Annotated in this window: 22 protein-coding genes and 1 pseudogene; 19 read left to right on the top strand and 4 right to left on the bottom strand. The window is 40.8% G+C overall.

Translation table 11 applies throughout. The annotated features are described in order from the left end of the window. Positions 1-14 precede the first annotated feature (14 nt). Complete coding sequence (locus tag JOC86_RS19495; protein ID WP_239587735.1) at positions 15-626, bottom strand: bifunctional 4-hydroxy-2-oxoglutarate aldolase/2-dehydro-3-deoxy-phosphogluconate aldolase; 612 nt, start codon at positions 624-626, stop codon at positions 15-17. Positions 627-642: 16 nt separating this feature from the next. Then, positions 643-1,590 (bottom strand): sugar kinase, encoded by a 948-nt coding sequence (locus tag JOC86_RS19490; protein WP_205174603.1) that lies wholly within the window; start codon positions 1,588-1,590, stop codon positions 643-645. A 382-nt stretch (positions 1,591-1,972) separates the two neighbouring features. Between JOC86_RS19490 and JOC86_RS19485 the strand changes: the two genes are divergently transcribed. From JOC86_RS19485 to JOC86_RS19460, 6 genes are all read left to right on the top strand, one after another. Continuing rightward, entirely contained in the window at positions 1,973-2,230 is a 258-nt protein-coding gene (locus JOC86_RS19485; RefSeq protein ID WP_205174602.1) for a heterocycloanthracin/sonorensin family bacteriocin, read from the top strand. Continuing rightward, positions 2,184-2,378 carry a hypothetical protein gene (locus JOC86_RS19480; RefSeq protein WP_205174739.1) on the top strand — a complete coding sequence of 65 codons (195 nt, stop codon included), beginning with the start codon at positions 2,184-2,186 and terminating at the stop codon, positions 2,376-2,378. Before JOC86_RS19485 ends, JOC86_RS19480 begins: the two co-directional genes overlap by 47 nt. A gap of 22 nt (positions 2,379-2,400) precedes the next feature. Then, a complete protein-coding gene (locus JOC86_RS19475; protein WP_205174601.1) occupies positions 2,401-4,347 on the top strand; it encodes a putative thiazole-containing bacteriocin maturation protein in 1,947 nt (648 codons plus the stop codon). After that, positions 4,344-6,287: a TOMM precursor leader peptide-binding protein gene (locus tag JOC86_RS19470; protein ID WP_205174600.1), complete on the top strand. Its 1,944-nt coding sequence runs from the start codon at positions 4,344-4,346 to the stop codon at positions 6,285-6,287. The genes JOC86_RS19475 and JOC86_RS19470 overlap by 4 nt, the downstream gene beginning before the upstream one ends. 22 nt (positions 6,288-6,309) lie before the next feature. Then, entirely contained in the window at positions 6,310-7,875 is a 1,566-nt protein-coding gene (locus JOC86_RS19465) for a SagB family peptide dehydrogenase (RefSeq protein WP_205174599.1), read from the top strand. Positions 7,876-8,396: 521 nt separating this feature from the next. Then, positions 8,397-9,764: an NAD(P)/FAD-dependent oxidoreductase gene (locus tag JOC86_RS19460; protein ID WP_205174725.1), complete on the top strand. Its 1,368-nt coding sequence runs from the start codon at positions 8,397-8,399 to the stop codon at positions 9,762-9,764. A 186-nt stretch (positions 9,765-9,950) separates the two neighbouring features. On the opposite strand, the gene JOC86_RS19455 is transcribed toward JOC86_RS19460, so the two are convergent. Continuing rightward, positions 9,951-10,463: a cupin domain-containing protein gene (locus JOC86_RS19455; protein ID WP_205174598.1), complete on the bottom strand. Its 513-nt coding sequence runs from the start codon at positions 10,461-10,463 to the stop codon at positions 9,951-9,953. Between the two features lie 172 nt (positions 10,464-10,635). Here JOC86_RS19455 and JOC86_RS19450 point away from each other — a divergent pair, with 172 nt between their 5' ends. Continuing rightward, positions 10,636-11,934 carry an MFS transporter gene (locus JOC86_RS19450; RefSeq protein WP_205174597.1) on the top strand — a complete coding sequence of 433 codons (1,299 nt, stop codon included), beginning with the start codon at positions 10,636-10,638 and terminating at the stop codon, positions 11,932-11,934. A 34-nt stretch (positions 11,935-11,968) separates the two neighbouring features. Further along, on the top strand, positions 11,969-12,952 hold the full coding sequence (locus JOC86_RS19445; protein ID WP_205174596.1) for an ornithine cyclodeaminase family protein: 984 nt from the start codon (positions 11,969-11,971) through the stop codon (positions 12,950-12,952). 718 nt (positions 12,953-13,670) lie between these two features. On the opposite strand, the gene JOC86_RS19440 is transcribed toward JOC86_RS19445, so the two are convergent. Next, on the bottom strand, positions 13,671-14,141 hold the full coding sequence (locus JOC86_RS19440; RefSeq protein ID WP_205174595.1) for a hypothetical protein: 471 nt from the start codon (positions 14,139-14,141) through the stop codon (positions 13,671-13,673). 361 nt (positions 14,142-14,502) lie between these two features. Here JOC86_RS19440 and JOC86_RS19435 point away from each other — a divergent pair, with 361 nt between their 5' ends. The 11 genes and pseudogenes from JOC86_RS19435 to JOC86_RS19390 all read left to right on the top strand — a co-directional run bounded on the left by JOC86_RS19435 (position 14,503) and on the right by JOC86_RS19390 (position 25,747). After that, entirely contained in the window at positions 14,503-14,739 is a 237-nt protein-coding gene (locus tag JOC86_RS19435) for a hypothetical protein (RefSeq protein WP_205174594.1), read from the top strand. 120 nt (positions 14,740-14,859) lie between these two features. Continuing rightward, a complete protein-coding gene (locus JOC86_RS19430; protein WP_205174593.1) occupies positions 14,860-15,177 on the top strand; it encodes a hypothetical protein in 318 nt (105 codons plus the stop codon). Between the two features lie 324 nt (positions 15,178-15,501). Then, positions 15,502-17,094: a catalase gene (locus tag JOC86_RS19425; RefSeq protein WP_205174592.1), complete on the top strand. Its 1,593-nt coding sequence runs from the start codon at positions 15,502-15,504 to the stop codon at positions 17,092-17,094. Positions 17,095-17,671: 577 nt separating this feature from the next. After that, positions 17,672-18,283 carry a TetR/AcrR family transcriptional regulator gene (locus tag JOC86_RS19420; protein ID WP_205174591.1) on the top strand — a complete coding sequence of 204 codons (612 nt, stop codon included), beginning with the start codon at positions 17,672-17,674 and terminating at the stop codon, positions 18,281-18,283. A gap of 30 nt (positions 18,284-18,313) precedes the next feature. After that, positions 18,314-20,935, top strand: coding sequence for a phosphoenolpyruvate synthase (gene ppsA / locus JOC86_RS19415; protein ID WP_205174590.1), 2,622 nt, complete (start codon positions 18,314-18,316; stop codon positions 20,933-20,935). Between the two features lie 407 nt (positions 20,936-21,342). Then, positions 21,343-21,513: pseudogene (locus tag JOC86_RS25215) on the top strand (TetR/AcrR family transcriptional regulator); the annotation flags it as partial. 27 nt (positions 21,514-21,540) lie between these two features. Then, entirely contained in the window at positions 21,541-21,969 is a 429-nt protein-coding gene (locus tag JOC86_RS19410; RefSeq protein ID WP_239587711.1) for a hypothetical protein, read from the top strand. Positions 21,970-21,982: 13 nt separating this feature from the next. Continuing rightward, on the top strand, positions 21,983-22,900 hold the full coding sequence (locus JOC86_RS19405; protein ID WP_205174589.1) for an ABC transporter ATP-binding protein: 918 nt from the start codon (positions 21,983-21,985) through the stop codon (positions 22,898-22,900). Continuing rightward, on the top strand, positions 22,900-24,501 hold the full coding sequence (locus JOC86_RS19400; protein WP_205174588.1) for an ABC transporter permease: 1,602 nt from the start codon (positions 22,900-22,902) through the stop codon (positions 24,499-24,501). The genes JOC86_RS19405 and JOC86_RS19400 overlap by 1 nt, the downstream gene beginning before the upstream one ends. A gap of 291 nt (positions 24,502-24,792) precedes the next feature. Then, positions 24,793-25,275, top strand: a complete 483-nt coding sequence (locus JOC86_RS19395; RefSeq protein WP_205174587.1) for a CBO0543 family protein — start codon at positions 24,793-24,795, stop codon at positions 25,273-25,275. Between the two features lie 4 nt (positions 25,276-25,279). Continuing rightward, positions 25,280-25,747, top strand: a complete 468-nt coding sequence (locus tag JOC86_RS19390; RefSeq protein WP_205174586.1) for a CBO0543 family protein — start codon at positions 25,280-25,282, stop codon at positions 25,745-25,747. Positions 25,748-25,771: the final 24 nt, after the last annotated feature.

Here is a 25,771-nt window from a genome sequence, read left to right as displayed (position 1 = left end):
ACCCCCAATTTTCCTTATTGTAGTTGTAAATTAGTAAAGGCTTTCACTTTTTGTTTAAAAGCTATTAAATCACCATCTTTAACGGATGTAAGAGATGAACCAACCCCTAATGACGTGTATCCGCTTTCAAGGAATTCCTTCGCATTATGCTCATTGATCCCTCCTGTTGCCATAAACGGTATAGAAGAAAAAGGTCCTTTTAAGTTTTTTACATACTCAGCACCTAAAGTTGAGGCGGGAAAAACCTTAATCATATCGGCACCATACTGATGAGCAGTAGCTATTTCTGTTGGAGAAAAGGCTCCAGGTATACTGGTTAATCCTAATTCCTTTGTTGCTTTGATCACTTCGATATCAATATGAGGAGAAATAATGAATTCCGCTCCAATATCGTTGACTCTTGCTACATCTTCCGACCTCATGACCGTTCCTGCTCCTAGATGAATATCTTGGTCATACCTCTTTTTTAACTCATAAAGGGAGCTTAAGGCAGAAGGACTATCTAAGGTAACCTCCATAATCCTAATTCCGTTTTCGACCAGTAAATCGACTTGGGGTAAAAGTTCCTCAAAAGGAACATTTCTAAAAATAGCTACAATTTTATCTTTCTTTAACTTCTCAATCATCACTAAATAATTCCTCCTACCTATGGACATCACTAGTCTTTTTTTCAAAACCTAGAACTTCTTGTCTTGACGGGAGCCCTTCACAATCGCCATGAACCATGGTGACCATCGATCCTATTAAATTTCCTCTTTTCACTGAATCAGATAAAGAAAGATCTTCAATTAACCCTGAAATAAATCCAGCAGCAAATCCATCGCCAGCACCAACGGGGTCCTTTACATGTTCATTAGGATAACCGCTTACATGTTGGCTCTCACTTTTCGTATGGTAAGTGGCACCCGCTGCTCCATTTTTCACAATAATGGTGGAGACTCCAAACTTTAAAACCTTTGCGATGATCTCATCAGGTGCTTCATTAGGGAACAAGAGCTTTAATTCATCTTCTCCAGGTAGAAAGAAATCGGCCATTTTTAAAATCACTTTCAAAATCGGAATATAATCTGAAGAATCCCAAAGCTTTGTACGAATATTAGGGTCAAATACCACTTTTACATTATGTTTTCTTGCGATTTTAATCGCATGTATAACGGTTTCGTAGCAACTTTGGCTTAAGGCTGGAGTGATCCCTGTTATGTGAAGAAAGCGAGCCTTTGAAATGACATCTTCCTTCATATCATTATGGTTCAAAAAACTAGCTGCAGATTGTTGACGGTAGTAATAAATACTCGTTTGATTAAACCCTCCCGTCTGTTTGAAGTAAATTCCAGTGTTAGCATTGGAATCGAATTTCACCTGACTTACATCCACTCCTTCTCCACGAATAAATGAATAGATATAACGTCCAAAAGGGTCATCCCCAAGCCTGCTAATCCATGAAACAGAATGACCTAATTTACTTAACCCAATGGCAACGTTAGATTCAGCACCTCCAATTCTTTTCTTGAAATGATCTGTGTATTGAATGAGTCCATTTTCGTTAGGCTCAAACAACACCATTGATTCACCTACAGTTACAACATCCATGCTGGTTTCCACCTCTAGTTCCATAATACGGAACAATGTTCCGTGTTTTCTATATATTTATATTAAAATTGTTAGTGAGATTAGTCAATGAAATTATTTAATTTTCAGATTAATTTATCGGTACAAATTCTTTGCTGTCTTTAAATGTTATTGATTATGTGGTCAGCCTGTTTTCATTCTAAACTCTTTTACGAAAACCAAATAAAAATGGGTATTTGATATAGTAACAATACCCCAGAACCGTTCATATTTTGTTGGTGAGAGTGTTTAAAGCCTTGATTGAATATCCTGCTACACAGTTTTGTGTTGATGATAGGTTCTTTCTGTTCCTCTTTTCATGTTGCTTGTCACTGTTTATTAGTTTAAATACGGAGGTATGACAATGAATGATTTTCAAAATGATTTACAAATGTTAAATGTTGGTGATTTCCAGGCGAACGAGGCAGTTCCTTGGGACCAAAACCAGTACTATATGGATCAGGCACGACAATGCGGTGGTTTTTTCCGTTGCTTTAGTTGCTTCTTTTGTTTTTTTTGCTTTAGCTGCTTTAGTTGTGGCGGTCGCTGTGGAGGGCGTTGCGGTGGTCGTTGTGGTGGGCGCTGCGGCGGTCGCTGTGGTGGAGGACGTTGCGGCGGTTAATAATACTCTTTCTAACGTATACCGTGATTGCCTAATAAGAAGAGCCCCTGCAGAAGTTGTTGCAGGGGCTCTTCTCTATAAGGTGAGACATAATAGACAAATTACACTACATAGGATTATAGAGGGTAATAATGCAGAATATGATTAGATAACGGATAAGGAGGAACGTGATGACAAAATTAACCCCTTCTATGCGTTTGAAAGTGAAAAGGGACTCTTCTTTTCTCCCTGATTCAAACGGCGGTGTGTACTTTCGAAACAACGTAAGCTCGTTTCGTATGGAAGGAAGTACGATCGATCAGTGGGTTGAAAAGCTGATGCCGATGTTAAATGGGAAGTACACGTTGGATGATTTGACAAATGGATTACCAGGTCCACACCGTAATCGTGTGTATGAAATTGCAGAAGTATTGTATCGGAATGGGTATGTTCGGGATGTGAGTAAAGACCGGCCGCATCAATTGGCTGAACAGGTTCTTAAAAAGCATGCTTCTCAAATTGAATTTTTGGACAGTATAAGCGATTCAGGTGGTTACCGATTTCAAATCTATCGTCAGGCTACTGTGTTAGCGATAGGATCTGGTCCTTTCTTAAACTCATTGGTTGCAGCGTTGATTGAGTCCGGATTGCCTAAGATCCACGTGCTCGTAACGGATTCAGAACCGACCAATCGTCATCGGTTAATGGAACTGGTGGAACATGCACGCAAGACAGATCCCGAAGTGCGAATGGAAGAGGTCTCCATGCAGAAGGAGGGAGTAAGTGATTGGCGGGAGATTGTGCAGCCATTTGATTCAATTTTATATGTATCGCAGGAGGATAATGTAGAAGAACTACGAGCTCTTCATATGGTTTGCAGGGAAGAGAAAAAGCTGTTCCTACCCGCGATCCGTCTGTTGCAGGGAGGTGTGGCAGGTCCGCTGGTGCATCCAGATTCTGAGGGATGCTGGGAGTCTGCATGGCACAGAATACACCAATCCGCGATTTGTAAAGACCATTCATCACATACCTTCTCATCGACAGCTGGAGCAATGTTGGCCAATGTAATCGTATTTGAGTGGTTTAAAAAAGTTACAGGAGTGACCGAATCCGAACAGAAGAATCAATTCTACCTGCTTGATCTGGATACGTTGGAAGGAAAATGGCATTCGTTCATACCTCATCCAAAGGTGACCGGACGTATGGCAGCCGAATGGGTTGAAGATTTCGATCTACGGCTTAAACAAAAATCTAACAGAGGTGAGCATAACAGGTTGTTTCGTTCCTTTAGTCAGTTGGCATCAGCGGAATCAGGGATATTCCATGTTTGGGAGGAAGGAGATTTGAAGCAGCTGCCGTTAGCTCAGTGTCGCGTTCAGGCAGTCGATCCATTGTCGGAAGGGCCGGCAGAGCTGCTACCAAGCATCATCTGTACAGAACTGACTCATGAGGAGGCAAGACGTGAAGCGGGTCTAGCCGGGATTGAAGCATATGTGTCGCGAATGGTTAGTTTGCTCGTTACGAATCAATCTTCACTTAATGATGTAGGGGGGGCATTTGTTGGTATCGGAGCAGGGGAAACGTTTGCGGAAGGCATTTGTCGAGGGTTGCAAAGGTGTTTGGTTGAAGAGCTGAGTAAACAACAGACAGATGGGAGGAATGCTGTTTCAAGAGTAGATCTAAGTTCGGTAGAGGATGAACGCTGCCGATTTTATTTGCAGGCACTAACTACAATGCAGGGAGCACCAATAGTCGGTTTGGGAGAAGAAGTGTCCGGTTTCCCTGTAGTATGGGTTGGGACGAACGATCGCTGGTATGGCGGTGTAGACTTAAATAGAACATTGGCATTGCGAAAAGCTTTACAACAGGCATTAATAAAGGAACAAAACGAGGAGATTTACCTTAAGACGCAAGCGTTGGAGGTTTCGTCCGTGTTTCTAGAGGAAAAGGTTTCGCTTAACCTTGAATTCCCTTCGTGTGAAGAGACGAGTCCATCAGAGGCCTTACAGTCTGCTAGGCAGGTTTTAGATCTGAACCACAAGCGTCTATTAGTCTTCGAATTAGAGTTAGAACCATTTTTGAAAGAGGAACTGGCAGGGGTGTTTGGAGTGGTGTTACGAGAGGAGGAATCCCGTTGAGTGCTGTCGTGGTAGTAGTCGGAGAAGGCTTATTGGCGGACCGCGTTTGCGCAGAACTGTCCTCTCAGTACAAAATCGTTCGACATACAGATTTCGAGGAGGAAGTGCCGGAAGTGACTGATTTGGTTCTGGTGTTGCATGATTCCTGGAATCCCTCCGTTCATCAAAAGGCAGAAGAAGTGTTACGATCACCTGGTATCCCTTGGCTACGAGGCTTTGTATCATTTGGCCAAGGAGTGATTGGGCCGCTAGTTCGCCCGAGTACACCGGGGTGCTCTCAATGTGCAGATATGCGACACCTCATGGCTGGACGCGACCGTAAAGAAATGTGGGAGCTACAACAGAAGCTGGTGGAGTACGGTGGAATGTCAAGTGATGCGTGGGCATCGCGTACGGGGCTTTTGCAGATGGCTTACCTACTCGAGGCAGAGGCGCAGAGGGTGTTGCAAGGCAGCTTAGCCCACTCGGAAGAACGGGTGTTTTTGATCAACCTGAAAACAATGGAGAGCTCATGGCACTTCATTCTACCCGATTCTCTGTGTCCAGTATGTAGTTCCTTACCAAATGATTCCTCGACTCTGGCGCAAATTACATTGAAACCAAGTCCGAAAATCAGTACTAACATATACCGATGTCGTCCATTGGAGGAGCTGAAAAAGGTTCTGTCTAAAGACTACCTGGATCAACGGACTGGATGTTTAAATGGCAAAATGTATGATTTCGCGCCGCCGTTTGCTGACGTCATGGTAAATCTGCCGTTATTTACAGCGGACGAGGGAACAGCTGGCCGGACTCATTCCTATGCGATAAGTGAGTTGACGGCCATTTTGGAAGGTTTGGAGCGTTCATGCGGTATATCCCCCCGTGGAAAACGAACAGTGGTCTATGATAGTTATCATAACTTGAAGGATCAAGCTCTCAATCCAATAAAAGTAGGGGTACACGAGAAGGGACAGTATGAACAACCTAACTTTCCATTTGAACCGTTTAATCCTGATCGTTCAATGAATTGGGTATGGGGCTATTCGTTTTTACAAGAGCGTCCAATTTTGGTTCCAGAGTTGCTTGCCTATTACAGCTTGGGCTGCGGAGATGGTTTTGTCTATGAAACTTCTAATGGATGCGCGTTAGGCGGAAGTTTAGAGGAGGCCATTTTCTACGGTATTTTGGAAGTAGTGGAGCGAGATGCGTTTCTGATGACTTGGTATGGGCAGCTGCCGCTCCCTCGTCTTGACCCATATTCTGCTAACAATCAAGAATTGAGTTTGATGGTTGACCGTGTGCGGGCAGTGGCGGGGTATGATCTGTATTTGTATAACGCGACGATGGAGAACGGGATTCCAAGCGTTTGGGCGATGGCAAAAAATAGTAAGCGAAAGGGAATGAATATCATCTGTGCTGCAGGAGCACATCCTGACCCAGTACGGGCGGTGAAAAGTGCTGTTCACGAGTTGGCTGGCATGATGCTGACGCTTGATGAGAAATTAGAGGCGAACAAGGAAGAGTTCATGCGGATGTTGAAGGATTCTTCTCTGGTCCAGAAAATGGATGATCATGGCATGCTGTACGGCTTGCCACAAGCACAAGAACGCCTAGAGTTTTTGCTGGACGAAAATCGTCCGTTGCGAACGTTTGCTGAGGAATTTAAGCGGGAGGCAAAGCATGAAGACCTGTCCGATGATCTGGAGGACATTCTTCAGGTGTTTCGCAGATTAAATCTCGATGTGATAGTGGTGGACCAGTCTACAACGGAAACAATGCGAAACGGACTGTACTGCGTAAAAGTACTGATTCCAGGGATGCTACCGATGACATTCGGACATCACCTTACCCGCGTAACAGGCCTTGAGAGGGTGCTCAAGGTACCAATGGAACTCGGTTATACGAAACAGCCACTCACATTTGAACAGCTCAATCCACATCCACATCCGTTTCCATAAGCAGTCACTAGGAGGTAGGAGGATGAGTCTAGAGGCATTTCTGCATAACCTACATTTTGATATTGATAAGGTAAGCCCAGAGAACTGGGAAGTGGATTGGGAAGATGCCCCGCTTGCGTATAAGCTCTATCATGGCTTGCCTTCTGTTCCGCTTTCTCCAGAAGTACCACTGGCACTTGAAGGACGGGATGGACCCCAAAAGCCAGACCTTCGTAGGATCGGTCATTTTCTCTGGTATGTATTCGGACTTAACCAGATTTCCCATTCCGTTTTTACCTTGGATTCTACGGAACAATCACCGGACCTTATGCAGTCATATCGGCGATTTGTTCCTTCCGGTGGGGCGTTGTATCCAAATGAAGTATACGTGTATCTGAAGCTTACAGATCTACCTGCTGGTATGTACCATTACGATGTGGCACACCACCGCTTGATATTATTGCGTGAAGGGAATTTCGATTCCTATTTATCTCAAGCTCTTGGTGGTCGTTGTGAAGTGTCCACTTGCTTTGGAGCTGTTTTTGTATCGACCATGTTTTGGAAAAATTTCTTTAAGTACAATAACTTTTCCTACCGTCTCCAAGGCTTGGATGCTGGTGTGCTGCTGGGGCAGCTACTTGAAGTGGGAAAACGGTTTGGCTTTGCATCGGGAGTGTACTTCCAATTTCTTGATCGCGCCATTAACCATTTGCTCGGGCTTTCTGAACGAGAGGAGAGCGTGTATGCGGTTATCCCGCTATCGGTGGAGCCTACCATTTGGTTTATGAGAGGGAGTGACACCACTTCCACCGAATTATGCCGGGAGATTCCGGCGATTCAAAATCATCATTACGTCCGGTCACAAAAGGTCTTAGAGTTTCCGATGATAACCAAGATGAATGAAGCGTCCATGCTAGAATCTACCCTATCGTTTCGGGAGGTCAAGACAAAGAAGAATATGAATGGTGAGGACCGAGTGATCGCGCTACCTGATGTGAAGCGGTTATCGTATGAATTTGCTTCGGCTTGCCGACAACGATATTCACCGGATATGGATTTCATTTTGGAAAAAGTAAGCAATGTACAACTCGCCGAATTGCTAAAGGAGGTGACAGCTTCTTTCTCGTATCGAAATGACTTGGATGGAGCACAGAGGAAGCAAGTGTCCCGTGTGTCACTATATGGCTGCTTGTATAATGTGGAAGGAATTCCGAATGGCGCTTATCATTATGACAGCGCTGCTCATGAGCTACGACAGGTAAACCTTGGAGATCATCGACTCCAGCTGCAATACGGTATGTCCCTAGATAATGTGAATTTGTTCCAAGTACCGCTCTGCCTGCATGTAGCAGGGGACCTGGATCACTACAAAACAGAACTAGGGTACAGAGGATATCGTATCCAGCAAATGGAAGCAGGTATGCTCGTACAACGATTACTGTTAGCGGCATCAGCCATTGGAATGGGGGGGCATCCTCTTCTTGGGTATGATGTAAACGTGTGTGATGAGATTTACAAGATGGATCCACAAGGAAAAACCAGTCTAATCCAAATTCCAATCGGTCCTTTTCAACATCGCCCTTGGTTGAGGGGAGGTTTGCATAGCTAAGTAAATATTAAGTTTTATTGATAAGGACCGACAACTTTGGTGTTATTTTTTTGTGATTTATTGAAGAGGTCATTTTTTTAGAATATCATTGAAATAAGGATGAATTAAAAACCCAAAAGTAAAGTCGACAAATGGAAAACCGATGGACCATCCATTGGTTTTTTGAATGAGTCTACCCAATATAAAAGTTAAGCGACATTCTGTTTTAAAAAATGACCTGACTATGCCAGGCGGTCGATTGGTTGGATCAATTGTATTTTCGGGGTTAGATTGGGATGGATTACTATTATTCATAGTCACTGGGACTCGATTAATCCCACTGTTGAGTGAAAAAAAGCTTATTTTAAATAATCATTCGTTTTACATTCACGTACCATGAAATATACAGGAAATAAATTCCGGTTAATTTTTTTATGTCCATAGAGGTTGTGGGATTCTAGTATAGAAAATTATAGTGGAAGATACAATCCCATAATGATTGAGAGACGACGAATACTTGCAGGAAGATTGGAGGAAGAACCATATTGGAGAAAGTAATCGTTATCGGAGGAAGCATCGCTGGGAATCTAGCTGCTAAAGCCCTATCGCATACCTTTCGACAAGTAATCATCTTGGAAGCCGGTCAAAGATGGAAAGAAAAAGCCCCAAGGAAGAGAGTACCACAAAGTTATCATCCTCATGTCTTATTAAAAGGAGGAGAAGAAGCAATAGAAAAGTTGTTTCCACACTTCCTTGATCAATTAATAGAAGACGGGAGTATTGTAAATAACTTTACACGAGATTTGAAGTGGCATCATTTTGGGTTCTGGAAGCAACAGTTTTCCGGGGAGTTAGTCATGGTTCAACAAAGCCGCCCTATGTTAGAGTGGCATTTACAACACCGTGTTGATCAAGTTTCTAATATTGTAACCAAGTACGAAACGAAGGTTGAGAAACTTATATTAGATCATCAACGTAATAAAATTTCCGGAGTACGGGTACGTTCCTTTAAGACAGGAAGAGAAGAAGAACTTCTTGCAGATCTGGTTGTTGATGCTAGCGGATTTGGCTCAAAGAATATAGAATGGCTTAAATCATACGGTGTAGAGATTAAGGAAGAAAAGGTGTGGATTCAACTTTTTTATGCCACCAGATTTTTTCGTCTGAAAAGTGAGGACCCTCTAGACTGGTGTAATCTTCTGATTTCTCCCAGTTTCCCTGAAAACCCGTACGGTGCATTTATTCAAACGATCGAAAAGAATCGATTCTCAGTTACCTTTAGTGGTTACGCCAACGAACGTGCGCCAAAAACAAATGAGGAATTTTTCGCTTATGCCGAAAAGTTACCTGTCCCTGATGTGCTTCAATTTCTAGAACAAGTTGAACCGATTTCAGAGATAAAAATACATAAGATTCCTTATCAGGTGCGTCGACGTTTTGACCTTGCGGATGTCCCTGAAGGTTTTCTGGTGGTTGGAGACGCTCACTGCCGCTTTGATCCGGTATTTGGCCAAGGGATATCTGTCGCTGCTATGGAAGCCTTAGAGTTACAGAGGTATTTTAACTATTCTGCTTATCCTGATAAAGGGTTCACCAAATCATTTCACAAGAGAATTTCTAATTTGATTGTCACTCCATGGGAGATGGCCATTACAGAGGCATTCCGCCACCCTGATATTAAAGGGGCCAGACCTCTCTTACAGCCGTTTAAACAGTGGTATAGTAAAAAAGTATATCAGCTTTCGGCTTTTGATCCGGAGGTTTATCTTAGATTAGTTAGAGTAATGAATTTATTGAAGCCCCCTTTGCACCTTTTCCACCCAAAAGTATGGTTTACTATTTTGACTAAACAGAAGAAAAAGATTAAGAAACAAAAAATGGTTAAGAAGCCGACATCATTTGAAAGATAAGCTGCGAATGTTTGGCCTTATTAAAACATTAAATGTCATCAATCCTCTTCTTAGTCTGAAACATTTCATACTCAAAAACTTTTAAACTCATGCAGCAAGACCACAAGATATATTATTAATTTTTGACAAATACTTAAACTCCTCCAAGTGATTTCATTTGGAGGATCTGCCTTTTTAGACTCTCCGTTACTTCGATGACACCACCAAAAAACGTACATCTTGATCCGAGAAGTTAAACCAGTAATGGGCTTTTCTCGCATCAAACATAAACGACTCCTGTTCATGAAGTTCTAATCTTTCCCCGTATATTTCCACCGTTAACTTTCCTTCAATAATATAGATAAATTCATGACCGCTGTGGGAAAACGCACTTCCTTTATTTTCGCCAGGCTTTAAAGTGACAAGAATGGGGGAAAAAACAGCATCACGAATATCGTGAGATAAATCCTGATAGTGAAATGGTTCATGTTTCGCATCTGAATTTTCTTGAGAGCGGTTTTCAGAAAAAAAGTAGCTTGGGTTGATATTTAAAGCATCAGCAATTTTTTTTAACGACTCTAATGTGACGCTTGATTTTCCACGCTCTACTTGTGATAAAAAGCTGATCGAAACGTCTGTTTGTTCGGCTAAGCTCTTTAAAGTTAGTTTTCGCTCTTTTCTCAAGAATTTTATTTTTTTTCCAATTGAATCAGAAGGCACAAGAATGTCTCCTTTTGTATATAGTATCTTTCTACATTATACATGAGAATTTTGGTTACAAGTTCAATCTTCAATAATACTCCTAAAAATATTGACAGAAAATTCTTTATTATCTAGAATAGAGAGAAATATAAATTGAAGTGATACTTCAATTTTAGGGGAGTGATTTACGATGGAAAAGAAACAAATGCGACGAGTTTTAATCGCAAGTTTAGTGGGCAGTTCGATTGAGTGGTTTGACTATTTTTTATATGGGACCGTTGCAGCACTCGTATTTAACCAATTGTTCTTTGTGAATGAGGATCCAACAATTGGACTTTTGCTTTCCTATGCTTCTTTTGCGCTAGCATTCTTTATCCGCCCTTTTGGCGGTGTGATCTTTAGCCACATTGGCGACCGCATTGGAAGAAAGAAAACACTTGTATTAACACTTAGTTTGATGGGGATTGCCACATTTGGGATGGGACTTCTTCCAACGTATCAAGCCGTTGGGATTTGGGCGCCGATTTTATTAATCACTTTACGCTTAGTTCAAGGTCTAGGAATTGGTGGTGAATGGGGAGGTGCTCTACTGTTAGCGGTTGAATATGCACCTGATGAAAAAAGGGGCTTGTTCGGTGCCATTCCTCAGATGGGTGTGACGATAGGGATGCTGCTTGGAACGATTGCCTTATCGATTATGACACTGCTGCCTGAAAACGCATTCATGACTTGGGGATGGCGTGTACCATTCATCATAAGTGCTCTACTTGTTATTTTTGGCTTATGGATTCGTAAAGGAATTGATGAAACACCATCTTTTAAAAAAGTACAGGAGTCTGGAGAAGTTCCAAAGCTCCCAATTATAGAAACGCTTAAGAATTATTGGCGTGAAGTGATTATTGCCGTGGGAGCCAAAGTCGTAGAAACAGCTCCATTTTATATCTTCAGCACTTTTGTCGTATCATACGCAACGTCAAATTTGGGATTCTCAAGGACTGCCACATTAACGGCCGTCATGATCGCAACGGTTATAACGACGATTTTAATCCCAATTATGGGGAATTTATCTGATAAAATTGGTCGCAAAAAGTTGTACATATTCGGAACGATTGGAATGGCCATATTTGCGTTCCCATATTTCTGGATGTTGCAGCAAAAATCGGTACTGCTATTAATGATTGCTACCGTGATAGGTTTAGGGATTATTTGGGCACCCATTACAGCAGTTCTTGGCACTATGTTTTCGGAGATTTTTGATGCAAAAATCCGTTACACTGGTATTACACTCGGATATCAAATCGGTGCTGCTCTGGCAGGAGGGACAGCTCCGTTAGTTGCAACGGCTTTACTTAGCAAGTTTAATAACTCTTATGTTCCTGTCGCTATTTATATTATTTTTACAGCGGTTCTCTCACTGGCAGCCATTTGGGCAGTAAAAGATCGAAGCAATCAGAAATTAGACGAATCGTATAATAGTAAAGCAATGTAAACGATGGTTCATTTGCTTCAAGGAGGAAAATCGAATGTTGATCATAAATGAAAACGAAATTCAACAATCATATGGAATGAAGGACGCAATAGCGGATGTGAAAGCGGTATTACATGCATATGGCGCTGAAAAAATTAATAATCCTCATCGTACAGTACTTGATTTTCCGCAGCACGAGGCATCCGCCCTTTATATGCCAAGTGCAGATTTATCTAACGAAGTTACGGCGGTGAAAGTTGTGACCATTTTTCCGAAAAATCCTTTAGTGGGCAAGGCAACGACACAAGGAGTCATTTTGCTGTCGGATGCAGAAAATGGTGAGCATTTAGCCATGATGAATGCTTCTTATTTAACACGACTTCGAACGGGGGCACTGAGCGGTATTGCTACAGACTTTTTTGCACGGAAAGACGCCAGGGTTCTCACTATTATCGGCACGGGAGCAATGGGATTTGAACAAGCACTTGGTGTGTTAGCTGTTAGGGACATTGATCGAATTTTATTAGTAAATCGAACCCCAGAGAAAGCAGAAAAGTTTGGTGAAAAGCTAAGGGCATTCGGAGTAACCCTTCCTTTTGAAGTGATCGAGGATGTATCAACAGCTGTTCGTCAAGCAGATATTATTTGCTGTGCAACTCGTTCCAACGAGCCTGTATTTAATGGACAGGATTTAAAGCCAGGTACACACATTAACGGGGTTGGGTCTTATTTACCGCATATGAGAGAAGTGGATCATACAACGGTTTCACGCTCTTCTAAAATAATCGTCGATGATTTAGCCGGCGTAAAGGATGAAGCAGGTGAACTTATTCATGCAGCTAATCAGGGAACATGGTCGTTTAACGATATTTATGGAGAGCTTTATGAGCTAGCAAATCTAATGAAAACAGGAAGGGAACATGAAGAAGAAATCACTTTCTTTAAATCAGTCGGTGCTGCTTATTTTGACCTCGCAGTGGCAAAAGGTGTTTATTTTCAATCGAAAGAACGGAATGTTGGGATCGAGATTGAAATATAGTTGAGGCTAAATTGTTTTACTAATCAATTTGTCACAAAGGCAAGAGATGTTTCCGTTCGGTATACTTAATCATTTAGATAGTAAGGAACATTAGGACAACGGACTTTTACGTGCAATAAACGATATTATAGAAATGCGGAAGAAAATTCCTTCGTCAATGAAGGCAAAAACACGGTAGAAACACGGAAAAAATTCCTTCATAACGACGATGAAGGACAAAACAAAAGTGTAAAAAAGTGAGCTGTCTAAAAAGGAATCAGGAACCATATGATCGTCACTAGATAGAAGGTGCTACTGAGGTTATCTCCTATTTATTGAAGTGGTTCCTGGGTCCTTTTTTATTCGTCTCTATGTATTAACTTGTGCATGAATTTGTAATTTTGTGCATTAATAATTCGTTTGGTGTATAAAATCGATAAGTTGTGCGTTACCACATTCAAGACTAGGAAAAGGGGCTTTCGAAAAGGGAAAATCCAGAAAATTAACAACAAAACGTTATTTATCAATATTTCTAAAATCAAAATGAGCCGTCTGATAGTCGATGACTTACCAGACAGCCCAAAAATTCAACCAAGAAAGTAATGTAAATTGCTTCTATTATCAATCGGAAAACAAATATTATCCAACCGGATAAAAAGTGAAAAACTTGAAAGAACCGTGACTTGTTATTTTTTTTGTTCCCCATAATTGAATACGCTAAATTGATCTAGATACTATCCTAATACTCTCCACCTTGCTCGTCACTTCCTGAAGGAAACGAAACTCCCATCGCTTGTAAAGAATCCTTTGCTTGCTTTAAATAAGATTCTGCTTGATTTTGCCATCGAATAATCATTCGAATGACTGGCTTATATTCGATGCTTGCATTTTCCTCCATCACCTTTAATCCTTCACGAACTCCTTTATCCTGCTTTTCAGCATTTACGATACAGGTTGTCATTGTGGCGATAATGGATTGCCGTTGCTCTCCGTTGACAAGCCTTATGGCAGAACCAACTGAGGTCACCCGATGGTAAGAAGCGGGAACTAAATGATCGTGCATCTCATTATTCCCTTTTAGATCCTGGGTCTCAGGGATATGATAAAGTTCACTACTCATCGCACAAACCATTTCTTCCGCATACAAGCTTTGTTGTAAAAAATTCAGAATGGACTGCCAGTTGTTCACTCTATAGTAGTTATAATACAAAGCAATCACTCCTTTTATAAGAAAATCGTTTACTTCATAGATATGATTCAACTCAATAATTCATGTGAAAGGATTATTTGACAAGTGAAGGATGATTTTAAAAGGCTGTTTTGTAAACTTTGTTGCCTTTAAGAGCAAAAGCAAAGTTTCTGTAACGTTTTGTATGCTTGATGTCAGAAGTGAAAGGTCGGATTAAGAAGAAATTAGCGATTTACCAATAGCTTTAATTAAAAGGCTTCCTAAAAAAACAACAATTTTTACGAAAAGAGCTATTTGAAAAAAGGACAAATGACCAAATGCTTTCCTCATCATAAGATAGAAGGAAACATGAAGTATTATGAAGGAAGGATGAGGATGATTGATGTATTATGGTCACCCTTTTCATAATAGGGTATATAACCCTTATGAAGAGCTGAAAAATGAGACTTTGCAAGCAGTAAGCCCTTTTGTCGAGTATGGGTTAAAAGAAGCAACATATACATCCTATTCACATGCACTCACAGAAGTTGCTGCGATTGCTTACTTGCTTGGAAAAGGCTGCGATCCACAAACGGCATATAAAACAGTGGAGTCATGGGAAAAGAACGAAATGTTTTGACCTGAAAATTCTCCACTAAATCAAAACATTGCCAGCATTATCAATCTGGTTATAGCACATATTAGAAGATGAAAAGTGATTCTTTTGCTTTTCACATTCTCTATAGAGGAAGTGCTCTAAATGAATAACTGGATGACAATGCTTTTCAATTCACGTCAAGGTAAAAACCTTTTAAAGATGGTTGGCAGAAGAAGAAGAAACAACAATAGAGGGATGATGTGGGCGTCATTGTTAGGAATTGGTGCTAGTGCAGCAGCCTATGGATTAGGAAGAAACCGAAACAATACCAATATGATGCGTCCTGTTCAAAACGTTATGAATAATTTACGCTCAAGAAACACAGGTCAAATGCCAAATATGGCGAATATGACAGAGTTCGCAAAGGAAGTAGCACCAAATAAAGATCCATTTAAAAATCAAGAGGGAAGTAATTCCTAAAACGTGGAGACACGTCAATAGAGAAAAAGGAAATCAAGTGTAAAATCGAAAGACTTTACACTTGGTTTTTTATTTTATAGCCCAAGGCTGGATAACTTTTTTGAATAAACAATTTTCTGTTCTTTTATTAATCACATATCAAACCCTAAATAATTATACATTTTTAATTCGTACAGGAAAAAATGGATGATTTTTATATATGTGGGAAAAAGTATAAGTGGAATATTTAGGCTCTTATGATCGGAATAGAGTGGTTATTCAGCTGGTCATCCATCTTTAAGTATCAATGCTGAGAGTGTTTAAAAAATCTAGGGAGGTTAAAAGATGATTGAAAATAGTAAAAATCAAACAAATATTGAAAACGAAGACACTTTGACAAATAGGCAGGGACATCCTATTACGAATAATCAAAATACCAGAACAGTAGGAAACCGCGGCCCTGCTACATTAGAAAATTATGATTTTATTGAGAAAATCAGTCACTTTGATCGAGAGCGTGTTCCTGAACGTGTTGTCCATGCAAGGGGTGCTGGTGCACATGGTTATTTCGAAGCATATGGAACCGCCGGTGACGATCCGGTTTCGAAATATACTCGTGCGAAATTATTTCAGGAAAAAGGGAAAAAAACACCAGTATTTGTCCGTTTTTCATCGGTTATACACGGAGGTCATTCTCCAGAAACACTCCGAGATCCACGTGGATTTGCTGTGAAATTTTATACGGAAGATGGAAACTGGGACTTAGTTGGAAACAATTTAAAAATTTTCTTTATTCGTGATGCCATGAAATTCCCTGACATGATTCATGCCTTTAAACCAGATCCCATTACAAACATTCAAGATAGCGAAAGATTCTTCGATTTTTGTGCCAGCTCTCCGGAAACGTTTCATATGGTTACATTTGTTTATTCGCCTTGGGGAATCCCAGCAAACTATCGTATGATGCAGGGATCGGGAGTGAATACATATAAATGGGTAAACAATGACGGAGAAGCTGTACTTATTAAATATCACTGGGAACCAAAGCAAGGCATTAAGAATTTGACACAAAAGGAAGCGGAAGAAATACAAGCGAAAAACTTTAATCATGCGACCCAGGATTTATACGAAGCGATTGAGCGTGGAGATTATCCTGAATGGGAGCTACTTGTTCAAGTGATGAGCGATGATGAGCATCCTGAATTGGATTTTGATCCACTTGATGATACGAAGCTATGGCCGGAGGATCAATTCCCTTGGCTGCCGGTCGGGAAAATGGTCTTAAATAAAAACCCTGAGGATTATTTTACGGAAGTAGAACAAGCTGCATTTGGTACAGGTGTCCTTGTTGATGGTCTCGATTTCTCAGATGACAAAATGCTTCAAGGTCGGACGTTTTCTTATTCCGATACACAACGGCATCGCGTGGGAGCGAATTATTTGCAGCTACCGATTAACGCTCCGAAAAAACGGGTTGCGACGAATCAAAATGGCGGTCAAATGCAATATAAAGTGGATCGTGCTCCTGGCCAGAACCCTCATATTAACTATGAACCATCGATTTTGGGCGGATTAAAAGAAGCAGAACAAATTGGAAAAGAATATACACCTAACATTGAAGGGAATTTGGTACGTGAGTCCATCGACAGGCAGAGCAATACAAAACAAGCCGGTGAAACGTACCGTAGATTTGAAGAATGGGAAAGAACAGAATTAATTTCAAACCTTGTATCAGACCTTTCCAAATGTGACCAAAGGCTTCAGGATAAAATGGTTGCACTTGCTGAAGAAGCAGACGAAGAATATGGTCGCCTGTTAAGAGAAGGCTTGGCGAAAGCCCCTAAAGACGGATCGAGCCAAGCACCACTTGGTAACAAAGATGGCGTTAACGCAACTGAAAATGCTGTGGAAAAAGGACACGAGGCTGAACCATATTAATTGAAAAGTAATTCCTTGAACAGCTAGCGTTTTCAGTTCCATTTCCTCAATTTATTGTCAACATAATGGGAATAACTTTATTTTAGGGCGGTCCAAAACCGGATCAGGAACCACCATGTTCGTTAAAGATAGCAGTCTTCTGTCTAAAGAAGTTGTGCTCCTGACTCCCTGGTTTTAGACAGCCCTTTGTTTTTATTTAAAATATCATCTCTTCCTATCAAGAAAATGCATAAATTTTTTAATCTCGTGCATTTCTGAGTCATTTTCATGCATGAAATTAGATTCTCGTGCATTTCCAAGTTATTCTCACGCATAAAATCAAAAAGTGGTGCATTTCTACATGTAGTTTGCAGCATTCCTCATTCAAAATAACTCAATTGAGGTGGTCATTTTGGCTTTCTCTCAATTTCACCACCTCATTCCCTTCTTTTGAGATGGTCATTTCAACTTTCGGATTATTTCACATTTATAGTGTATAAATTGAATTTGTTATCTAAATAGAGATATTGACCAATCGGTTAGTATATGGTAAATTAATGCTGACCAATTGGTTAGTATAAGAAAGGTGGTATAACACTTGCCTTTACAAGTTTATGAAAAAGAACAAATCTTGGATGCCTGTCTGAAAGTGTTTGCCCGTCATGGCTATGAGAAAACGTCCACCGCAATGCTGGCAGAAGCGGCGGGTATTTCCAAGGCGTTGATTTTTCATCATTTTAAAAATAAAAAAACATTGTATTTTTATGTTTTAGACCAATGTTTCGATATGGTTAGAACGGCACTTGGTATCGACCACCTACCCGAAACAGGGGACTTTTTTGAAATGAAAGAAAAGTATAGCCTGATGAAGCTGAATTTTTTACTGAAAAATAGAGACGTGTATAAATTGTTGATTGAGGCTTTTAAAGAGCCACCTTCTGAATTGAAGACGGACATTTACAAAAAGTATGGGGACTTGATGTTGGAAAGGAATCAAATCTGGGAGCGGCTCTTTGAAAATGTTCCCCTCAAAGAAGGGGCGGACCGTGGGCAAGCCTTTGAATTGATTATGGTCACGATGGAACACTTTGAAAAGAAATTCTTAGCGGAAGTAATGGACATCAACGATTTTGATGAAGACTATCATAAACAGCTACTTAAGGAAAGAACACGATTCTTAAATATGGTTCGTTTTGGAATTGAAGGCTAATTTTCTAAATGGCTGAGGAGGATGATTACGATGTCTGCTTATGTTCTTGGTTTTGAGGAGATCGAGAAAACAAAGCTCATGGTCGTCGGGGGAAAAGGATTAAACCTGGGAGAGTTATCTAGAGTTGAAGGGATCAGTGTCCCTGAGGGTTTTTGTGTCACTACTGAAGCTTATAAAAGAGTCGTCCAAAAAAATAAGAAGTTTACGGAGTTGCTGGATGAGCTCTCATTCCTAAAGGTGGAAGATAGGGAAAGGATCGCTGAAATTAGTAAAAACATCCGCAGAGTTATTGAAGGGCTTGGGATGGTTGAGGAGATTACCGAAGAAATCACTCATAAACATATAGAGCTTGGCGTGGAGCATGCTTATGCAGTACGTTCAAGTGCGACAGCTGAGGATCTGCCATTTGCTTCCTTCGCTGGTCAGCAGGATACGTATTTAAATATTATTGGAAAAGAAACTCTCCTTGAGCATATCAGTAAATGCTGGGCGTCACTGTTTACAGAACGGGCAGTCATCTACCGTATTCAAAACGGATTCGACCACAGTAAAGTCTTTTTATCAGTCGTCATTCAACGAATGGTTTTCCCTGAAGCATCGGGAATTATGTTTACAGCCGATCCTGTCAGCTTTAACAGGAAGGTACTCTCGATTGACGCAAGCTTTGGGTTAGGGGAAACGCTCGTTTCAGGGCTCGTAAATCCTGATAATTATAAGGTACGGGAGGGAAAGATTGTTGAGAAGACAATTTCTACTAAGAAAGTGGCAATCCATGCCATAACAGAAGGTGGAACACAGGAACAGGAAATCGAACCTGACCGGCAAACTAAACAAACAGTGACAGATGACCAGATCCTACAGCTGGAGAAGCTGGGGAGAAAGCTTGAAGCTTATTTTTCCTGCCCGCAGGACATCGAATGGTGCCTTTTTGAAAATACACTTTATATTGTCCAAAGTCGCCCAATCACGACCCTTTACCCTATGTTGGACTCGAATGATGGAGAGAACCGTGTTTACATGTCTGTCGGGCATCAACAGATGATGACAGAAGCGATCAAACCATTGGGGATTTCATTTTTCTCCCTATTGTCCAGGTTTGAATTAAACACAGCTGGGGGAAGGCTGTTTTTCGACCTCTCGCACGATTTAGCCTCGCCGGTGGGACGAAAGCTTATCCTTTCAACGATGGGGAAAAACGACCCACTGATGCATAATGTAATCTCCAATTTAATGGAGAGGAAGGATTTCATGATGGCATTGCCTAAAGGGAAAAGAATGTTCACTCTTGGCTCTGAGGAACTGACTTGGTCACTTCCAGTTAAAGCCATTCAAGCTTACCAGAAAAATGACATAACTATCGTGCAACGTCTCATTTCCAAGAGTCAGGCGTCTTTAAAAGAAGTAGAGCAAACCATCGAAAACTTCTCAGGAGAGGAGCTGTTCGATTTTATTGAACAGGACCATAAGCAATTAAAGAAACTGCTTTATGACCAACAAAGCTTGGGTGTCATCATGGTAGGGGTGTATGCCGCTAATTGGCTTAATAAGAAAATGGAAAAATGGCTTGGTGACAAGAATACAGCCGACATCCTTTCCCAATCTGTCCCTTACAATGTGACATCGGAAATGGGGCTTGCCCTCCTGGATGTATCAGATGTCGTAAGGCAATATCCGGCAGTAAAGACCTATTTCAAAGAAGCGAAGGATGAGTCCTTTTTTGAAGAGTTGGTGAAAGTAGAAGGTGGAGGCGTTGTGATGGATTCGCTAAGAGCGTATCTTGAAAAATACGGCATGCGCTGTACCGGGGAAATCGATATCACACGAACACGCTGGAGTGAGCGACCAACCGCACTCATCCCGATGATTCTCAGCAATATTAAGAACTTTGAACCCAATGCTCGCAGTAAGAAGTTTGAGCAGGGTCGAAAAGAAGCAGAGGAGAAGGCGGAGGATCTTGTAACACGCTTGGAGAAAATACCAGGTGGCAATCAAAAAGCGAAAAAAACCAAAAAAATGATCAGCGTTCTTCGAAATTATATCGGCTATCGTGAATATCCGAAGTATTCCTTCATCAGTCGTTATTATATTTATAAGATGGCCCTGATAAAGGAAGCGACAGTACTTGTGCAAAAAGGAATACTCTCTGAAAAAGAGGACATCTATTATCTATCCTTTGAAGAACTTCGAGAGGTCGTTCGCACAAATCAGCTAGACTATCAGATAATAATGGAGAGAAAAGAGAAATACGAACACTATGAAAAGCTGACACCACCGCGGGCGATGACCTCTGAAGGCGAGGTACTATTCGGCCAATATAACACCGACGATATTCCTGAAGGTGCCCTTGCAGGAATCCCTGTTTCAACAGGTATCATTGAGGGGAGAGCACGTGTCGTTCTAAAAATGGAGGATGCAAACATAGAAGATGGCGATATCTTAGTCACCACCTTTACGGATCCTAGTTGGACACCTTTATTTGTCTCCGTTAAAGGCTTAGTGACAGAGGTCGGTGGACTGATGACACATGGGGCCGTAATTGCCCGTGAATACGGTCTGCCGGCTGTTGTAGGGGTAGAGAACGCAACGAAACTGATTAAAGACGGTCAAAGGATAAGGGTGCATGGATCAGATGGGTATGTTGAGATATTGTGATGTTAATACAAATTAAGATGGGATAGAAGTTTAAAGCCCTTTTCATCTGAATGCAGAGAGAAAAGGGCTTTTGACATTCTCTATCTACTGCGGCTTTGAAATAAAGTTTTCTGTTTATAAATAAGATTGCCCTTTTTGCCCATTTTGTAGGTAGATTTTTAAAGGGAATATGATGACAATGAGTACTGTTAAAGGAACGTAATATTGGAATAACGGTAAAGGACTATTGATTAGAGAAGCCGCATTTTCCGTTGGAAAATGCGGCTTCATGCTAGTAGAAGTAAATGACTTTATTTTCAATTAACAAGGTATTGACCAGTGTGGTCTAATGGTGTTACATTTAATTAGACCGATGTGGTCTATTTTAATACGAGTAGGAATAAACCATAGCAAAGGGGGTTCTTTAGATTAATCAAACATTTGAAAACCTCAATGAGAATAAACAGAAGCGAATATTAAATGCGGCACTTAAAGAATTTGCCGAGAATGGGTACGAGCGAGGGTCAACGAATCAAATTGTGAAAAACGCCGGAATAGGAAAAGGAATGCTTTTTTACTATTTCAAAAGCAAGAGAGACATATATTTGTATTTAATTGATTATGCGATGAACTTACTAGTTGAGGGATATTTAAGTCTTATCGATACGACAGAGCCTGATTTTATTGAGCGGTTAAAGCAGGCAGCCAGGGTTAAAATGGATTATTACCATAAGAATCCTGATGTGATGCAATTTTTGGCGACTGTTGTATTAACGGATAATGTGAAGCTGCCGGAGGAATTGGAACAACGGCTTTCTGCCTTGCAACAAAAAGGTCAATCGATACTGTATGACAATATTGACCCAACATTGTTCCGCGATGATATTGATGTCGATAAGGCATTTAAACTCATCCGATGGTCAATAGAAGGATATCAAAACGAGCTGATCAATCATTTTAAGGGTCAAAAGATTGCTTCAGTCGATTTTGACCCATATTGGAAGGAGTTCTATGAATATTTGGACATATTGAAAATAAGCTTTTACAAAAAGTGAGGGGGGAGCAACCATGAGTCTGCTGAAAGTGACTGGCTTAACAAAGAAGTTTGGAAAGTTCACGGCATTGGACGGGGTTAACCTCGAAGTGAATGAGGGAGAAGTTTATGGATTTATCGGTCCGAACGGAGCCGGAAAATCAACAACGATTCGGGTTCTGCTCGGCATATTAAAGGCGACGGAAGGGCAAGTAAAGATTTTTGGCAAGGATGCCTGGAAAGATGCGGTTGACATTCACAAACGTATTGCATATGTTCCTGGAGATGTGAATTTGTGGCCGAACTTAACAGGCGGTGAAGTGATCGATCTTTTTGTGACATTGCGTGGAGGCAACAATCAAAGCAGGCGGGAAGAGCTCATTAAGAAATTTGATTTGGACCCAACAAAAAAATGCAGAACCTATTCAAAGGGAAATCGGCAGAAAGTAGCGTTAATAGCTGCTTTTTCATCCGATGCAGACCTTTATATTTTGGATGAGCCGACCTCAGGCCTTGATCCTCTGATGGAACGAGTTTTTCAGGAATGTGTGATGGATGCAAAAAAAGAAGGAAAAAGTGTCCTGCTTTCTAGTCATATTTTATCTGAGGTAGAAAAATTATGTGACAGAGTCGGCATTATTCGTCAGGGTAGAATCATTGAAACAGGATCATTAAGCGAGTTACGTCATTTAACCCGCACGAACCTGCTTGTGGAAACGAAACAACCGATTACCGCCTTACAAGATTTACAAGGTGTGCATGACATCGTAAAAAGAGATCAAGGCGTTTCATTTCAGGTAGACACGGAGGAAATGGAACAGGTGATCAGGTATGTCAGTCAATTTGGGATTGTAAAATTAGAGAGCGCACCGCCAACGTTGGAAGACTTGTTCATGCGGCATTATGAAGGCGCAGGAAATACGGCGCATAAAGGAGCAGGAGGTGTTTCCTGATGGATGGGCATCTTTTTAATAGAACGATTCGGCTATCATGCTTCATTTTACGCCGGGACCGCATTCGAATTTCGTTATGGTTAATTGGGCTTTCTTTCTTCACGTTAATTGTACCTGTTGCTTTTACTGACCTGTATACAACTCAACAAGCAAGAGACGCTATGGCTGAAACCATGAGGAATCCTGCGATGACCGCAATGGTAGGCCCAGGTAACCTGGATCATTACACGCTGGGTGCTATGACAACGCATCAAATGCTGCTTTTTACAGCAGTTGTTGTCGGTCTTATGAGTATCCTGCTAGTCAACCGTCATACAAGATCAGATGAGGAAGACGGGCGAATCGAAATGGTTCGTTCACTACCTGTAGGGCGTCTATCTACTTTAAATGCCACCTTATTCGTTTTATGTATCACAAATGCAGCTTTAGCATTGATAACAGGCTTTGGATTGTATGTACTCGACATAGAAAGTATGGGTCTTGAGGGGTCATTATTATATGGTGCCGCTTTAGGTGCAACTGGTATCATCTTTGCAGGTGTGACGGCCGTATTCGCACAGCTTTCGGAGAGTTCCCGCGGTACAATTGGATATTCGATTGCGATTCTGATTATAACCTATCTGATACGTGCGTTTGGTGATGTGAGCAATGAAACCTTATCGTTGTTCTCCCCTTTAGGATGGGTCACTCAGACTGAGGCTTACTCAAGTAATCACTGGTGGCCGGTTTTATTGCTGTTAGGTTCATCTGTCATTTTATTCATAATCGCCTATCTTTTGAATGCAGTCCGTGATTTAGGAGCTGGATTTTTGCCTGCAAGACCTGGCAGGAAACATGCTTCCGCCTTTTTACAAAGCCCGATTGGCCTTGCTTTAAAGCTTCAGCGGACAGGAATCATTGCCTGGGCTGTCGGTATGTTTGTGATGGGGCTTTCCTATGGATCTGTTCTAGGTGATTTAGAGTCTTTTTTGGGGGCCAATGATACGATGCAACAGCTTTTTAAACCTGAGGATGGCCGTTCCTTAAGCGAACAGTTTATCCCGATGCTAATGGTTATTATGGCATTATTAGGAACGGTTCCTCCTCTCATGGCTATCAATAAATTGTATGGGGATGAGAAAAAGAATCGTATTGAACATTTACTTGGGAGAGCGGTTTCCCGTACTCGATTGATGTTTTGTTACCTTGTCCTATCCGCAGTGAATGGATTTGTGATGATTTCACTTGCTGCACTTGGTCTGTGGGCTGCAGGAACATCTGTGATGGAAAGTGGATTAGATTTAGGGATGGTGTCTGGAGCTGCTGTTGTCTATTATCCGGCAATGTTGGTCATGATCGGGATTGCCGTGTTTCTGATTGGGTTTACTCCTAAGATAAATGTTTTCATATGGCTGTACGTCTTTTATTCATTCATTGTGCTTTATCTGGGGGGGTTATTCCAATTTCCGGATTGGGTTGGACAAATTTCTCCATATGGACACATTCCTCAACTCCCGGTAGAAGAAATGGAATATGGACCGGTTGCCATCTTGATAGTTATTGCACTTGTTCTAATGATTGCAGGATTTATAGGATATAACAAACGGGATATCGAAGGATAGGTAAGAGGTAAAAGGCTTCTGGTTTTAATCGATAGATTGAACCAGGGGCCTTTTTAGTTTTTCAGCTAAAAAACATTATTTCATTTTCTATCCTTCACGGATGTACGCAAGATGCTGAACAACGATAGACTGTTTCAGCAGTCCAATTTCCCGGCCGCTTTTTTTGCTACGTTTTAGGATCTAGTTATTTAAAATATTGAAATGTACCCTTCACGTTTCAACAATTACAAATGGTATTTTTAAAATAAATTGAAACATAATAAATTCATACATTTTATTAGGATGATGAAAATGAATATTGAAAGATGGTTTCTTATGAGTTTCTCGTTAATTTGCATCATTGCCCTTTTTAAATTGGTACCAAGAGAAAAAGTAAGGGATGCATGCGTTTTATTTCTGTTTCTGCAAGTTATCACTTGGCCAGCAGGCTTATTTGCCGTTGAAATGGGCTGGATTGAATATCCCACTCAACTACTGCCACAGGCAAATGAATACAATAGAACAAGTTTCTCTTTTGAGTTTTTCTTGTTTCCTATTGTTGCCATTATCTTTAGTTTATATTATCCAGGTAACTTAAAATGGAAAGGGGCACTGGTATATTACATTGCTTTTGCTGGTTTCTTTACAATTTTTGAGGTATTACTGGAGAAATATACCTCATTGGTTAAATATCATGAATGGAAATGGTATTGGACTCTTTTGACAGTCATGATTTCGCTTTTATTAAATCATAGATACTATCTTTGGTTTAGAAAAAGATTGGTACAGGTATAGAACTATGAGTAAAGAATTCCTTATTCTGGTTATTGTTTGGCTGATTTCAATTGGAATCCTGTTGAAGTATATCCCTAAGGAGAGTAAAAGGACAGCCTATATAACATTCCTATTTGTACAAGCGATTGCATGGTTTTATGAATATATGCAAGTGCTCTTTAAGTGTGTTGAATACCCCTACAGAGAGTTTCCTATTGCAACAAAAATGAGTTTTTCCATGCATTATCTTATATATCCAACGTTTGGAGTATTTTTTATTATTTTGTATCCCCTTGATAAAGGAAAGCTGAGGGAGTTTATACACACTTTACTATTTGCTGTAGCCGTTTCAACTTATACCTTATTAATAGAACACTACAGTTCACTAATTGAATTTAAAAATTGGAACTGGTATCTCTGTTTAATAAGCAATTTTATTATATTGTATATTATCAAGAAGTTTGTATTTTGGTTTAAAAAAGGACTTGCCTAGTATTTGGGGAGAATCTTTAATTAA

This window comes from Rossellomorea pakistanensis (assembly GCF_016908495.1).
Classification (GTDB): domain Bacteria; phylum Bacillota; class Bacilli; order Bacillales; family Bacillaceae_B; genus Rossellomorea; species Rossellomorea pakistanensis.
Note: the sequence above shows the minus strand (reverse complement) of the source record. Positions and strands in the feature narration are given on the sequence as shown.